The sequence below is a fragment of the Paenibacillus macerans genome, assembly GCF_050565405.1.
In the GTDB taxonomy this organism is placed as follows: Bacteria; Bacillota; Bacilli; order Paenibacillales; family Paenibacillaceae; genus Fontibacillus; species Fontibacillus macerans_B.
The window spans coordinates 16,971-30,573 of sequence record NZ_JBNYYG010000043.1 but is presented as its reverse complement, the minus strand read 5'-3'; the positions used below and the strand labels follow the sequence as shown (position 1 = coordinate 30,573).

Below are 13,603 nucleotides of genomic sequence, written 5' to 3'. Positions count from 1 at the left end.
CCTTTTTGTCTGTCACCCTGGAAACCGACGGCCGATGTGCGCATCACCAACCTTGAAAACGTTTCCTTGGTTCCAGCATAGCATGGGCCCGTTTCGAACTGAATGAACTTTTTTAAGCGCCGCATGCGCAGTTTTTAAGCTAAAAACTACGATACCGATGAACAAAAAAAACGAACGGAAAGTTCATATTTCCGTTCGTTCCGCCTCGCTCTCCTGCACGATGGGAAAAGTGAGCACAATCGACGTTCCGACATGCTCGCGGCTGTTGATTACGATCCCGTAGGGCTCGCCAAATACCGATTTGATTCGTTCATGTACGTTTTTTAGCCCGACGTTTTTGCCCGGAGCTTCCGGATCGCATAGAACCCGGTTTAAGCGTTCGAGCGTTTCGGCATTCATGCCGGCACCGTCGTCGTAAACCGTAATGACAAGATCTCGGTCGCGTCTTTCAACCGTAAGCCCGACCGCGCCCCTCCCTTTCTGCTTTAACCCATGCTGAATGGCGTTCTCGACGATCGGCTGCAGGGACAGCTTCAAAATTTGCCAATTCAAATCCACGTCCGGAGCGATCTCGCAACTGAACTCGAAGCGTTGGTCATAACGAACCGAAATCAGGTAGAAGTAATCTTTGACATTATCCAGTTCGTTGCCGATGACGACCCTTTCCTCGCCATAGTCGATGACGTATTTTAGCTGATTGGACAGGGAGAGGATCATCCCGGCCACCTCGTGATCGTCTTTATCGACGGCGCTCATCCGGATCACTTCGAGCGTGTTGTACAAAAAATGCGGCCGAATTTGGCTTTTCAAGGCGTTGAGTTCCGTTTGCTTCTGCTTAATCTGCGCCACGTAAGCTTCGTCGATGTACGCCTTCAAACGTTCGACCATCCGGTTGAAGCTGTAGCTTAGCCTGCCGAGCTCATCGTTGCTGCGGATCTCCACCTGCGTATCGAGGTTTCCCGATTCGACTTTAGTCATTTGCTTCATTAGCTTGAGAATCGGCGCGGATAAGCGCCTCGAGAACCAGGCCCCCGTCACGATAAGCGCGATGGAGCACAGCCCAATGGCGATAAACACGGTCATTCGCACCGACAGCAGTTGTTGAAACAACGAAGCGCGGTGAATCCGGGCCGTAAGACTGCCGTTCAGAAACGGGATCGGCTCCGCGATCACCATCATCCCTTTATCCGGTTTGGGCCCAGCTTGTACCTCGGACGAAAGGTCCTTCTCCTTATTGCTGAAATAGATGTTGCCATCCCCGTCGAGCAAAACCAATTCGTCTTGCCCCCGCAGATTAAGCTCCTTGAAAAACTGATCGAAGATCGCAGCATCCACGTCCAGGAACAACGTCCCGACGATCTTCGGTTCGGCCGTCACTTTCCCGGAAATATCGATCAGATTGCGGCCTATGGTAAATACTTCGCGGCCCGAGGTCAGGTAATAATTGTCGGCATGCGTAGGGAATATCGCTACCTTCGAAGGATTCGCGCGCATTTGTCCAAGCCATTCTTGATAGGGCAGCAGTTCCGCGTCCATCCCCCTGTTTTCTTTTTCCTGATAATACAACTTCCCATCCCGCTCCCGGACGAAATAAACGCTGCTGATAAAATTATCGCTGTGCAGCACCGTCTTCAGAAACGAATCGATCGGAATATTGTTGATCTGCTCCAGATCGTTGACGTTATAGGTTTGATTTTGGCTGGAGCTTTCGATGAAACCTTCGTATTTACCGGTATACATCAGCTTGGATACTTCATTGTATTGGTTAAATGCGGAGTTCAGGTTGTAGCTCATGTACATGACCATCTGCTGCATATTGCCGGTCGTATACCGCTCCACATACCCCGTAAACGTGTTCACCGAAAAAAGGCTGAGCGCAAACAGCGGAATGAGCCCGACCAGGATGAAAGCCGCCGCGAATTTGACGAAGATGCTGGTGAATTTTTTGCTCCGTAAGCGCATAAGTCGCCTCCCCTATTCCGCGCCGGCGGATTGCCGGTATTCCTGGGGCAGCTTGCCGTACATCTTTTTGAACATGTCGCTGAAATGACGGGCATTGTTATAGCCGACGCGCTCCGCGATCTCGTAAATCATCAGGTCCGTCTCCAGCAGCAAGCGGAGCGCCTGCTTCATACGCTCCTCGGTCAAATATTGCTTGAAGTTTTTCCCGGTATGTTTTTTGAAAAAGCTGCTGAAGTAATAAGGATTCATGTAAATCAGGGCGGCCATGGACTCCAGCGTGATGTTCTCGGCGTAATGCTCCTCCATATACGTTTTGATCCGCTGCAGCTCAGTGACTTCCTTGTTCGCCAGCTTATGGGAGATCTGTTCGCAGGCATGCTCCACAACCGACGCAAACTCCTTTTTCACGCCTTCGAAAGTCGCATAACCCGACAATCTCGCCAACAGCGCGTTAGGTTCTTGGATGGCCGTGCTCAGCTGAATGCCGATTTTGGCCATACTCTGATCCAGCAGCAGGATCGTATTGTACGCGCTCATCACCGCCAACTGCTTGCTGCCTTCCGCCTGTTGCTCAATGGCCCTCAGAAGCCGGTTCATCGACGCATGCAGTTCCTCCCTGTTCTGCGACATAAGCGCCTTGATCATTTTCTCCTCCAGTTCCGCGAGGCCGCAAGGCTCTTCGGAGCGATCCGCCGCGGTTTCATCCGCCTCGAGGACCCGGTTAAGACCGGTAAAATATTTGGCGATAAGCGCTTCCAAGGCGGCGCGGTAAGAAGCGGAGGCTGCCTCGATGCCGGATACCGGCCGGCCTATCCCGATGGAAACCGGCAACTTAAGGAAAACATTGATTTTCCCGTGCAGGTCGTTTGCCAACTTGCGCGGCTCGTCCGCGCTTTCATGCTGGATCAAGATTCCGAATCTTCCGTCTTTCTGGAACATCAGGCAGTTGCCGCCGGGATCGACCGTTTCTTTGATAATGTTGTAGAGCGCGAATTGGACAAGCTTGCGTTCCCGTTCTTCCCAGCGAGAGGCGCTTCCCATCGTTTCATCCGTTTCCAGCATGCAGACGCTCGTATGCCGGCTCAACGCCACGGCGCCCATGCGGGTCAATTCGGCGGCCGCCCGTTTGTCCCCGTCCATCAAGCCGTCCAGCAGCTCTTCGATCGTCACGGTACGCTGTTTCCGCTCGTAATGGGTCAGCATTTCCTTGGCCCGCTCCCCTTCGTTCTCCTCGCGGATCAACGCCGCCGCCTTGCCGACGACACTTTCCAAATGCGTTTGGTTCACTGGTTTGACCAAATAGTCTACCGCGCCGTATTGAATCGCCTGGCGGGCATAGGCGAACTCCTGGTACGCGCTAATAAAAATGACCTTCATTGGAAGGGATGCTTCATGAATCTCCCGGATAATGTCGATTCCGCTGCAGCCGGGCATGCTGATATCGCTAATGATCAGGTCCGGACGGCACTCCTGCATCAACTGCTTCAATTCGTTCCCGTCATTGGCCTCCCCGATAATCGAAAACCCCAATTCTTCCCAAGCTATTAGCTTTTTTAGTCCGCGTAATATCACCGGCTCATCGTCTGCCAACAATACCCGAATCTTCATGTTGCATTCCTCCCAACCGCATGGGTATAACACCGCGCTAATACGAACAAAAAAGAATGAATCCTTGTCTTACATTATACTGTGTCGCCTCTTCACTTTAACATGCCGGTTTTCTGCGCTAACTGCCGTTTTTTTAAGCTTCATGCGCATTTTTTTAAGTTCACCTTATTGCGCGCATGGTACAAACCAAGCGGGCCATATATATCAACAGCGAATACTGTTTCTTACATTTCGGAAAGGGTGGAGGATCACGTGGCCGAAACGAAACGTCATCCCTTTATATTTGTCACGATCAAGGCGTCTACGATCCGGAATTTTGTTATCCTGGATTTAATCGCCGGAACCGGGCTCTACTATCTGATCAAGTTGGCGACCGCAAGCGCGTTGCTTGGTACGGTGGGCAGCGCTTTGGGAACGGAAGGGATGAAGCGGATTCCCGTATCGCGGTTCGTCAAAGTACTCCGAGGTGCGACGCCAGTACAAAAAGGCTGATCGTCATCAAACGACAACGATCAGCCTTTTATCTTTTGTCCGTATATGTTCAAGTTCCGATCCCGCTGCGGATCCGGCCCCCGCGCTACAACACCGCCGCGGAACCGCCGTCGATATTTACCGCCGTGCCCGTCACATAGGACGCCGCGTCCGAAACCAGGAAGGCGATCACCTTCGCCGCTTCTTCGGCCCGGCCGATCCGGCCGAGCGGTATGCCGTGGCGCGGATCGGCGGCGAATTGCTCCCAGGTTAGACCGGGAGCCGCAGCCTGCCATTTCTTCTCGATTTGGTCGCTGCGGATGAGTCCGATACAAACGGCGTTGACCCTTATATTGTCGGGAGCGAGATCCTTGCTCATCGCCTTCGTTAACGCTAGCCCAGCGGCCCGGCTGACCGAGGTGGGCAGCGACGATGCGCCCGGCGTCTTGCCGCCGACGGCGGTGACGTTAAGGATCGCGCCGCCTCCGACTTTCCGCAGGTGCGGGACCGCCGCCCGGGCGAAGTTCACTGCGCCGAACAGCTTGAGATCGAGGTCGGCGCTCCACGCTTCGGCATCTACCTGCTCAAACGGCCGCGCCGCGGATGTGCCGGCATTGTTCACGAGAATGTCGAGCCCGCCAAAGCGGAGGATCGCCTGTTCCACGGCTTGATTCGCCGCCTCCGGCGAGGATACGTCGGCCGCGATGACGAGCGGCTCGGCTCCGGTTTTTGCCCGAATGGCATCGGCTGCCTCCCGAAGCGGTCCGGCGTTCCGCGCCACGATGGCAACCTGGGCCCCTTCCGCGGCAAGCGCCATCGCCGTCGCCAGGCCGATGCCTTTGCTGCCGCCGGTAACGATCGCTTTCTTCCCATGCAATCCCAAATCCATGCAGCCTACCTCCCACTGTTTCTGTCTATCAATACGCGCTAACGAATCTACACGTTCTTATATGGCCTAAAAAGCAAGGTTTCCCATGCTAACGAACCGACGCATGCCTATTTCCCTAAATATGCGGATAGACGGACCATCCGATAGGTCAAAGCTAAGGCTCACGCTATCGGTCAAGCGGGGGCATCTTATCGGTCAAACGCATCAAGCTTCGAGTAACCGCCTCAGCGCCACGTAATCGGCACTCCTGACAAAATGCGCCCAGTTACGGTTAATCCAGCCCTTTTGCCTTCAAGCACTCCGCTTTATAGGCCGCCGCTTTTTGGGCGATCAGCGAGTAATCGCGCTGCTTCACGGCTTCGTTCGTCAGGTCCGATCCGATGCCGACGGCCACCGCGCCCGCTTTGATCCATTCGCCGAGGTTGGCCAGCGACACGCCGCCCGTCGGCATAATGTTCGCTTGCGGCAGCGGACCTTTGACGGCTTTGATCATGGACGGATCGTACAGGTTGCCCGGGAACAGCTTGACGATATCCGCGCCCAGCTCCAACGCTTCCTGGATTTCCTTGATCGTCATACAGCCGGGCATGACCGGAATACGGTACCGATTGCACAAGAGCACCGTGTCGCGGTTCAACGACGGCCCCACCACGAATTGGGCGCCGCTAAGAATCGCCGCCCGCGCCGTTTCGGGGTCAAGCACCGTCCCGACGCCGATGATCGCGTAAGTGGATTCATCCTGGGAATCCCAGGCATATTTGCGGGACAATTGCTCGATGGCCTGCAAGGCGAACGGAATCGTCATCGTGATTTCGATCACTTTGATGCCGCCGGCAATCGCCTGTTCGGCCATTTGCACGACGTCCTCCGGGGTTTCCCCGCGCAGTACGGCCACGACGCCTTCCTGCATGATTTTTTGTACAAGCTGCAGCTTTTTCATCTGTCATTCCTCTTTTCCAGGTATTTACTTTGGTATCACCGAATAAACATAACGCTCCATCGATACCCGCTCGCCGTTCACCTGCGGATCGCCGGGATCCCCGGGACCATGGACGCTTAAAGACAGTTTGGCATCCTCCGCAAAAGAAGTATACGCCGCCCGAAGACTTCCGGCTGCACCGCCGATCTCGAAGCGAGGCGCGCGGGCATGAAGGGCCGAGGCGAAATCGTCTAACCCGGCAATTCCCCGCCGGTCCGCATCCGGGACGCCGACGGCTTCCACCGCAACGCCGACGCTGCGGCCGCTAACCTCTACCAGCAAATAGCCATCCCGCTGCCGAACCTCGTAGGCGCAATTCACGAATACGGCAAAATACGCATCTTCCGCCTTTCCGAATATACCATTCGCCGCAAAACGCCAATCTCCTTCCGGAAGCACGCCGATCACTTGCCCGGGCACCCTCTCCGGCAGCCGATATAACGCCATGACGACGTTTTTATGATACATCGCGCTCGTCCATTCGCTCTGGTGGCGCGGGTCGTTTCCCGAAGGATCGTACCCGTCTCCGGGATGGAAAAAATAGAGTTGATTGCCTTTCCCCCCGCGGCGTACCGGCAAGCTGAACAACCAGCGCAGCTGCTCGTTGTCGAATTCCTTGACTCGCTCCCACATGCCGCCGGCGGCGAATTGGCCGGTGATATAGGCATAGGAATGGAGCCGGCGCTTCTCGCCTTCGATTTCCTTCGCGACCGCCGCGCATACCTCGGCAGGATTGGAGCGCTCCAGCGCCCGGCGCCGGGCCGGTTCCGGGGCCTCGTAAAACAGCAAGCCGGCGTACTCCGTGCGCGGCATTTCCTCCGGCAGCGCAAAATCGCCAAACTGCACGTAATCGTGCAAAACGTTGGCATCCCGCGGCGCATCATGGGGCCATTCACGGGAATGGACGCCAACCCACGCCCCTTTGAGATAATAGGCCGCCCGGATATGCCATAAATGGTCCAGCATCTCGGAGAGCTCGTCTTTGACCTCCGCTTCTTCCACCAGCGTCCAGGCGCAAGTAAACGCTTGTATCCAGTGCCAGAACCAAGGCAGACTGCCGTATTCGGCCATCCCTTCCCGGCGGATGTGCGCCAACGTGTCCTGCAGGCAGCGCCTTCCGTCCTCGAACAGCGCAGCGTCCTCATACCGCTGCCCGAAGATCAGCTTCGCGGCCGTATACTTTGCTTCGTGATGGCCGTAATCCCGGAGAGGCTTGTGGAAAAAGCCGCCCCGATACGCATGGGATAACGCGATCTCGAATGGCTCCGCAAGCTCCGGGCTCAGTTGCGATCCATAAGCATGCGCAAAATACGCCATCAGACTGCTCATCAGCTCTGCCGGCAGGACATGGGGCGCCGCTTGCTCCGGCACCGGATTCAGCCCCAGCGGCCAATGTCCGTACATCGGACTGTCCGCTTTGGCATCCTGCAAGCTTAGGACGCGCAGCAGTACCTTTTCGGCCACCTCTTTGCCTTCCCGGCGGTCAAACGGCGGCTCTTCCGCAAGATTGACGGAGGCGGCAAACAAATAGGAGGCGTAATAAAAGTTGTCCCGGATGTCGCCGTGAAACCACAGTCCGCTGCTTAAGAGGGGCTGCCGCCAAGCGCGCGCCGCCGCGATTCGGACGATTTCTCCCATTCTTTTCCGATATGGATCCATATGAACTCCCTTCCCGTACCCGGTTTCATCGGCCCCATTATCCTATCATGATTCCATAGTGCATTAAAGTCGGCGAATCCACTTTTTATTACGGGGGGATCTCCTTATTTTGCAGGCTGTGGACTTTCCCGTCAGCGACCTAAAGCACTTGCAAAACGAACCAAAAAGGATTAATGTGAACTTATATGAACATTATACACCTAAATGAACAAAAAGGAGAGGTTTTTGTATGGAACGACGTTACGCCTCGCACCCGAACGAAGTCAAGCAGTTCGATACGGAGCGGCTACGCAAGGAGTTTCACATTCCGACGCTGTTTGCGCCGGACCGTTTGGAGCTGGTGCTTACGCACGAGGATCGCTTGATTATCGGCGGAGCTGCACCGGTGCAGCAAGAGGTGAAGCTGGAGACGGACCTTAAGGAGCTTGGAGTATCCTATTTCCTCGAACGGCGCGAGCTTGGGGCGATCAATGTAGGCGGACCGGGGTCCATCGTGGTCGACGGTGCCGAATATGAGTTGAGCAACAAAGACTGCCTGTACGTCGGGAAAGGCTCCCGGGAAGTCATTTTCAAAAGCAAGGACGCGGCCAAACCGGCGAAGTTCTATTTAATTTCGGCACCGGCGCACAAGGAGTTCCCGACGGCCAAAACGACGCTTGCCGAAGCGGAATCCGGAGCGCTCGGATCGATCGAAAACTCCAACGAACGGACGATCCACCGGTTCATCCACGAGAACGGCATCCAAAGCTCCCAACTGGTGATGGGCATGACCCAGCTTAAAACCGGCAACATGTGGAACACGATGCCGGCCCACGTTCATCCGCGCCGCATGGAAGCCTATATGTATTTTGATTTGGCGGAGGACGCCGTCGTCTTTCATTTGATGGGCGAACCCGGGGAAACCCGCCATATCGTCATGCGCAACGAACAAGCGGTGATTTCTCCGAGCTGGTCGATCCACAGCGGGGTCGGCACGAGCAATTATACGTTTATCTGGGGCATGGCCGGCGACAACAAAGCGTATGCGGACATGGACGCGGTTCCCATGAAAGAATTAAAATAAAAAAAGGCGTTTCAAAAAGTCGTCTTTTCAGTCGGGTTCCGGCAAGCTAACGGACACCAGAAATTGGCCCGCTGTTGGGCATTTTCCGATTCTAACGGACCGAGAAGACCTTATTTCGGACAAAAGCAACCAAATGGCTGCCATGAAAGTCCAATAAGGTCTCTGGAGTCCGTTACAGCGGGAAATAGCCGGGAAATGGGCAAATAAGGTCATTACGGTTCGTTACGTTCAACGCGGTTACCATTCAGTTTTCAGCACGGTTACGCTCAACGAGGTTACCGGTCAGCTTCGCTGCTGACGTCCCTGGTTAGCCTACGCTTCGGTGCTGAAAACCTGAATTTTTGAACACGGATTAAAAATCAACCTTGACGGAAGAGTGAAGCTAAACATGAACCAGATTCGGCGCTACGAAAAAATCATGGAGGTTCTGCTGAACCATAAAGAAGTGACGGTGGCGGAATTAAGCGATAAGCTGGGCGTTACGGGCAAAACGATCCGGGAGGATCTCGCCAAGCTGGAGGAGCAAGGACTTCTGGTGCGGGTGCACGGAGGAGCGTTGCTCGCGCAAAGCGATCAGTACGGGATTTTGCCGTCGAGGGAACCGCTCGCCAAACATGCCGAAGAAAAAGCCGACATCGCCCGCAAAGCCCTCCTGCACATCCGCGAGGGCGACATCATAGCGCTGGACGGCGGCAGCACCACGCTGGAAATCGCGCGGCGGCTGGAAAACCGGCCGCTTACCGTCGTGACGAACGACGTATACATTATCGGCGAGCTGGCGGCCAAGGACCAAATCCGCCTCGTCGTGCCGGGAGGCTACCGGGTCCGCAATATGCTGGCCGGACCGGAAGCCGCGGAATATGTGCGGCAGTTGAACATTCAAAAAGCGTTCGTGTCGGCGACGGGCATCCATCCCGAACACGGCCTGTCGATTTATACCGGCGATCTGATCGGCTTCAAACGGGCGTTGATCGAAACGGCCCGCGAAGCGATCGCCGTCATGAACCATCAGAAGTTCGGCCAAACGGCGCTGCGCACCTTCGCTTCGTTAAGCGAACTGACGCGCATCATCACCGACCGCGGCTTATCCGCCGAAACCGCGCAGCAATACGAACGGGCCGGCGTAGCGATCGAATTTGAATCCAAATGAGCGGATTAACCAATAAGGAGAGTGTATTACTCATGAAACTGTTCGATTTATCGGGAAAAACGGCTTTGGTCACCGGAGCCGCAGGCGGTCTCGGCCAGGGCATCGCCGTCGGGATGGCGGAAGCGGGAGCGGACGTCGTCAGCGCCTCGCTGGGCAGCAGTGCGGAAACGGTAAGCAAAATCGCCGCCCTCGGCCGGAAAGCTTCGGAAATCGTCGTCGATCTGAGCGATCACGGCAAGCTGCAATCCGTTTTCGACGAGGCGCTCCAACTGACCGGGCATATCGATATTCTGGTCAATAACGCGGGCATCATCCGCCGGACGCCGGCGAAGGACCACAGCGATAAAGACTGGTTTGACGTCATCAACCTGAACCTGAACACGGTGTTCCTGCTGACGCAGATCGCCGGCCGCCACATGCTCGAACGCGGCAGCGGCAAAGTCATCAATATCTGCTCAATGCTGTCGTATCAAGGCGGCATCAACGTGCCGGGCTATACGGCCAGCAAACACGGCGTGGCCGGACTTACCAAAGCGTTCGCCAACGAATGGGCGGCCGGCGGCTTGCAAGTTAACGCGATCGCCCCCGGTTACATGGCTACCGACAATACGGCGCCCATTCGGGCCGACGAAAACCGCAAAGCCTCCATTACGGACCGCATTCCCGCAGAACGTTGGGGGACTCCCGACGACGTCAAAGGTCCGGCTATTTTCCTGGCCTCCGCGGCGGCAGATTATCTGAACGGACATATTCTTTGCGTCGACGGCGGCTGGATGGCGAGATAATTTTAAAGGGGATGTTCAAAAAATCGTCTTAAACGGAAATCACCTGCAGGCAGCTCCGGATTTCATCCACGGCGGCTGCCTGTTTCCATTCCCTCCGGTAGCCGAGGCAAGCACAGATCATCTCCGTCCCCCGCTCGATATAATTTTTCCGATAGTGTACATGTCCCATCACGGCGTAACGCACGCCGTATCGGGTGTATAAATCCGCATATTCCGCGCTGCCCAGAAAGGCGTTGAAATATTCCCACTGCAGATGCGGCATCGGCACTTTGAAGAAAGGGTGCCCCAGCATGTGCGTCACCATAATAATCCGTTTGCCGCGATGCTCCTCAAGCTCCCGCTCCAACGTTTCGTAAAAGTAACGGTGGATGTCGCGGTTGCTTTTGCCCCAATCGACATACAGGCTGTCCTGCCAGGTCCGGTCCGCCGTCTTCATCTTCTCGAAGTCGGCAAACCCGTATTTCGGTTCGCCCAGCGTATAATCGTACCAGCCCGAATTGCCAATAACGACCCAATCGCCGTCCAGCGCATGCGGCCGCTCGCTCAGGCAACCGGCAAACGTTTGAAATTGCCGATAAATCCCCCACGTATCCCTGATTCCGTTCTCCTTGCTCCAGTAATCATGATTTCCGGGGACGAACAGCACCGGGATGCCACTCGCCTCGCGCAGCCAGTGGAGCACCTTCAGGCTAAGGCGCGCATCGTTCGAAATATCCCCGGCGATAATCAGATGATCCAGTCCGCGCTCCCTAACGACTTCCAACAAAGCTACTTCAATAGGTCTATCTTCGGGCAGATCATTCAAATCGACGTGCAGGTCCGAGATGACTCCGATATTCATCCGTTTTCCCCTCCTTCGTAGAAATGACAGCTCACCAGGTTGCCCGGCTCGTACGGCTTCAACTCCGGCGCCGTCTGCCGGCACCGGTCCGTCGCGTAGAGGCAGCGCGGGTGAAAAGCGCAGCCCGCCGGCGGCCTGATCGGGCTCGGCAGGTCTCCCTTCAAAACGATCCGTTCCCGCTCTCCGGCCTTGACCCGGGGGATCGCCGAAAATAACGCTTGAGCATACGGATGCAGCGGTTTCCTTGCCCCTCGCCGCACATCGAGGATTTCCACCATTTTTCCCAAATACATCACGCCGACCCGGTCGCTCATATACTGTACGACGTTCAAGTCGTGGGAAATGAACAGGTACGTCAAACCGAGCTTTTGCTGCAGCTCTTTGAGCAAATTGAGGATCTGCGACTGGATGGAGACGTCCAGGGCGGACACCGCTTCGTCGATAACGATGAATTTGGGATTCAGCACGAGCGCCGAAGCGATCCCGACGCGCTGCCTTTGGCCGCCGCTCAATTCATGCGGATAACGCTTCAGGTAGCTATTGTCCAGACCGACTTGTTCCAGGGCCGCAGCCACGGCTTTCCGCCGTTCCCGTTTGTCCCCGAGGCGATGGATGACAAGCGGCTCCTCCAAGATCCAGCCGATCGTCTTCTTCGGATTCAATGAAGCGTAAGGATCCTGAAAGACGATTTGCAGCTCCCGGCGCAGCGGCCTCATCTCCCGCCGGTCCAACCCCGTAATTTCCGTTCCGCGATAACGGATGCTTCCTTTCGTCCGCTCCAGCAGCCGGACCAGCATCTGGCCGGTCGTCGATTTGCCGCACCCGCTTTCCCCGACCAGGCCGAAGGTTTCGCCTTCGCCGATCGCAAACGATACGCCATCCACCGCTCTGACATATTGCCGGGGCTGCCACAGTCCTTCCCGCGGAACGGGATAATATTTGGCCAGCCCTTCAACCTCGATCAACCCCCCGCTCATCGGTCCGCCTCCTCCATTTCCGCCGCTGCATGCAGATGGCAGCGCACCAGATGGTTATCCGCATGCCGTTCAAGCTCCGGCACGCGTATCTCGCAAACGCGCTCGGCGCGGGGACAGCGGCCGGCGAACGGGCAGCCGCCCCGGCGCTCGGACAGGGATGGCACGCGCCCCGGAATCGTACGCAGCGGCTTGCCTTTAAGTTCAATGTCGGGAATGGAATGCAGCAGGCCGATCGTGTAAGGATGCCGCGGGTTTCCCAACATTTCCTCCACCGGCGCCTCTTCCACGACATAGCCGGCATACATGACGATAACCCGGTCACTGATCTCGCGAATCACGCCCAAATCGTGGGAGATGAAGATCATCGCAGCGCCGGTTTCCGCCTTCATGCCGCGAAGCAGGTCCAAAATTTGCGCCTGAATGGTGACATCCAGCGCGGTGGTCGGCTCGTCGGCGATCAGCAGCTGCGGCCGGCAAATCAGCGCCATCGCGATCATGACCCGCTGTCGCATTCCCCCGGACAATTGATGCGGATACTCACGGTAAAGGCGTTCAGCGCGGGGCAACCCGACCCGGTCCATCATGTCCAGGGCCAGCCGCCTGGCCTCCCTGCGGGAAACGGACAAATGGATCCGCGCCGTTTCGGCAATCTGCCGGCCGATTGGAACGAGCGGGTTCAGAGCGGTCATCGGGTCCTGAAAAATCATCGCCGCCTGCTTGCCCCTAACCCGGCACCACTCCTCCTCGCTTAATTCGCGAAGGTTCTTCCCGTTCAAGAGGATGTCCCCGCCGGAAACCGCGGCTCCCTTAGGCAATAGCCCCATGACGGATAAAGAGGTCAAGCTTTTGCCGCATCCGGATTCCCCGACGATTCCCAGCACCTCCCGTTCCCTCAGCTCGAATGAAATGTCCCGGAGCGCCGAATAGCTGGTCTTTCCGGCGGAAAAATCGACCCGCAAACCCCGCGTTTCCAAAAGTGCCGTTTCCATCCGTCTCCCCCTTTAAATGAATGTTCAAAAAGCGTAACGGACCGTAATGACCCTATTTGCTCACTTCTCGACTATTTCCCGCTGTAACGGACTCCAGAGACCTTATTGGGCTCTCATAGTGGCCATTTAGCTGCTTTTGTCCGAAATAAGGTTTCCTCAGTCCGTTAGAATCGGAGAATGCCCAAAAGCGGACGATTAGCGTTTCTGGTGTCCGTTAGCTTGCTGGAACC

At 56.1% G+C, this 13,603-nt stretch carries 12 protein-coding genes; 4 read left to right on the top strand and 8 right to left on the bottom strand.

Features of this window, described 5'->3' with window-relative positions:
* Positions 1–183 precede the first annotated feature (183 nt).
* Entirely contained in the window at positions 184–1,962 is a 1,779-nt protein-coding gene (locus tag ACQ4N8_RS20630) for a cache domain-containing sensor histidine kinase (RefSeq protein ID WP_430706230.1), read from the bottom strand.
* A 12-nt stretch (positions 1,963–1,974) separates the two neighbouring features.
* Complete coding sequence (locus ACQ4N8_RS20625) at positions 1,975–3,570, bottom strand: response regulator (RefSeq protein ID WP_430706229.1); 1,596 nt, start codon at positions 3,568–3,570, stop codon at positions 1,975–1,977.
* A gap of 252 nt (positions 3,571–3,822) precedes the next feature.
* On the opposite strand from ACQ4N8_RS20625, the gene ACQ4N8_RS20620 reads away from it, so the two are divergent.
* The gene (locus ACQ4N8_RS20620) at positions 3,823–4,062 is read left to right on the top strand and encodes a hypothetical protein (protein ID WP_430706228.1); all 240 of its coding nucleotides are present in this window, start codon (positions 3,823–3,825) and stop codon (positions 4,060–4,062) included.
* Between the two features lie 85 nt (positions 4,063–4,147).
* On the opposite strand, the gene ACQ4N8_RS20615 is transcribed toward ACQ4N8_RS20620, so the two are convergent.
* From ACQ4N8_RS20615 to ACQ4N8_RS20605, 3 genes are all read right to left on the bottom strand, one after another.
* Positions 4,148–4,930 carry an SDR family NAD(P)-dependent oxidoreductase gene (locus ACQ4N8_RS20615; protein ID WP_430706227.1) on the bottom strand — a complete coding sequence of 261 codons (783 nt, stop codon included), beginning with the start codon at positions 4,928–4,930 and terminating at the stop codon, positions 4,148–4,150.
* Between the two features lie 271 nt (positions 4,931–5,201).
* Entirely contained in the window at positions 5,202–5,870 is a 669-nt protein-coding gene (locus ACQ4N8_RS20610; RefSeq protein ID WP_430706226.1) for a bifunctional 2-keto-4-hydroxyglutarate aldolase/2-keto-3-deoxy-6-phosphogluconate aldolase, read from the bottom strand.
* Positions 5,871–5,894: 24 nt separating this feature from the next.
* Positions 5,895–7,568 (bottom strand): hypothetical protein, encoded by a 1,674-nt coding sequence (locus ACQ4N8_RS20605; RefSeq protein WP_430706225.1) that lies wholly within the window; start codon positions 7,566–7,568, stop codon positions 5,895–5,897.
* Positions 7,569–7,797: 229 nt separating this feature from the next.
* On the opposite strand from ACQ4N8_RS20605, the gene kduI reads away from it, so the two are divergent.
* The 3 genes from kduI to kduD all read left to right on the top strand — a co-directional run bounded on the left by kduI (position 7,798) and on the right by kduD (position 10,566).
* Positions 7,798–8,631 carry a 5-dehydro-4-deoxy-D-glucuronate isomerase gene (gene kduI / locus ACQ4N8_RS20600; protein ID WP_430706224.1) on the top strand — a complete coding sequence of 278 codons (834 nt, stop codon included), beginning with the start codon at positions 7,798–7,800 and terminating at the stop codon, positions 8,629–8,631.
* 388 nt (positions 8,632–9,019) lie between these two features.
* Positions 9,020–9,781: a DeoR/GlpR family DNA-binding transcription regulator gene (locus ACQ4N8_RS20595; RefSeq protein ID WP_430706223.1), complete on the top strand. Its 762-nt coding sequence runs from the start codon at positions 9,020–9,022 to the stop codon at positions 9,779–9,781.
* A 32-nt stretch (positions 9,782–9,813) separates the two neighbouring features.
* A complete protein-coding gene (gene kduD, locus ACQ4N8_RS20590; protein ID WP_430706222.1) occupies positions 9,814–10,566 on the top strand; it encodes a 2-dehydro-3-deoxy-D-gluconate 5-dehydrogenase KduD in 753 nt (250 codons plus the stop codon).
* Between the two features lie 28 nt (positions 10,567–10,594).
* Here the strand turns inward: kduD and ACQ4N8_RS20585 are convergent, their stop codons facing one another.
* Genes ACQ4N8_RS20585 through ACQ4N8_RS20575 form a run of 3 tightly spaced genes read right to left on the bottom strand, consistent with a single transcriptional unit; the run spans position 10,595 to position 13,373 of the window.
* Positions 10,595–11,407: a metallophosphoesterase gene (locus tag ACQ4N8_RS20585; protein ID WP_430706221.1), complete on the bottom strand. Its 813-nt coding sequence runs from the start codon at positions 11,405–11,407 to the stop codon at positions 10,595–10,597.
* Positions 11,404–12,384 (bottom strand): ABC transporter ATP-binding protein, encoded by a 981-nt coding sequence (locus ACQ4N8_RS20580; RefSeq protein WP_430706220.1) that lies wholly within the window; start codon positions 12,382–12,384, stop codon positions 11,404–11,406. Before ACQ4N8_RS20580 ends, ACQ4N8_RS20585 begins: the two co-directional genes overlap by 4 nt.
* A complete protein-coding gene (locus ACQ4N8_RS20575) occupies positions 12,381–13,373 on the bottom strand; it encodes an ABC transporter ATP-binding protein (RefSeq protein ID WP_430706219.1) in 993 nt (330 codons plus the stop codon). Before ACQ4N8_RS20575 ends, ACQ4N8_RS20580 begins: the two co-directional genes overlap by 4 nt.
* Positions 13,374–13,603 lie beyond the last annotated feature (230 nt).

What these genes read in the sequence shown, in the direction of transcription:
- ACQ4N8_RS20610 (WP_430706226.1), bottom strand. Translation starts at nt 5,870, where the DNA reads ATGAAAAAGCTGCAGCTTGTACAAAAAATCATGCAGGAAGGCGTCGTG.
- ACQ4N8_RS20605 (WP_430706225.1), bottom strand. Translation starts at nt 7,568, where the DNA reads ATGGATCCATATCGGAAAAGAATGGGAGAAATCGTCCGAATCGCGGCG.
- ACQ4N8_RS20575 (WP_430706219.1), bottom strand. Translation starts at nt 13,373, where the DNA reads ATGGAAACGGCACTTTTGGAAACGCGGGGTTTGCGGGTCGATTTTTCC.
- ACQ4N8_RS20580 (WP_430706220.1), bottom strand. Translation starts at nt 12,384, where the DNA reads ATGAGCGGGGGGTTGATCGAGGTTGAAGGGCTGGCCAAATATTATCCC.
- ACQ4N8_RS20615 (WP_430706227.1), bottom strand. Translation starts at nt 4,930, where the DNA reads ATGGATTTGGGATTGCATGGGAAGAAAGCGATCGTTACCGGCGGCAGC.
- ACQ4N8_RS20595 (WP_430706223.1), top strand. Translation starts at nt 9,020, where the DNA reads ATGAACCAGATTCGGCGCTACGAAAAAATCATGGAGGTTCTGCTGAAC.
- kduI (WP_430706224.1), top strand. Translation starts at nt 7,798, where the DNA reads ATGGAACGACGTTACGCCTCGCACCCGAACGAAGTCAAGCAGTTCGAT.
- ACQ4N8_RS20630 (WP_430706230.1), bottom strand. Translation starts at nt 1,962, where the DNA reads ATGCGCTTACGGAGCAAAAAATTCACCAGCATCTTCGTCAAATTCGCG.
- kduD (WP_430706222.1), top strand. Translation starts at nt 9,814, where the DNA reads ATGAAACTGTTCGATTTATCGGGAAAAACGGCTTTGGTCACCGGAGCC.
- ACQ4N8_RS20585 (WP_430706221.1), bottom strand. Translation starts at nt 11,407, where the DNA reads ATGAATATCGGAGTCATCTCGGACCTGCACGTCGATTTGAATGATCTG.
- ACQ4N8_RS20625 (WP_430706229.1), bottom strand. Translation starts at nt 3,570, where the DNA reads ATGAAGATTCGGGTATTGTTGGCAGACGATGAGCCGGTGATATTACGC.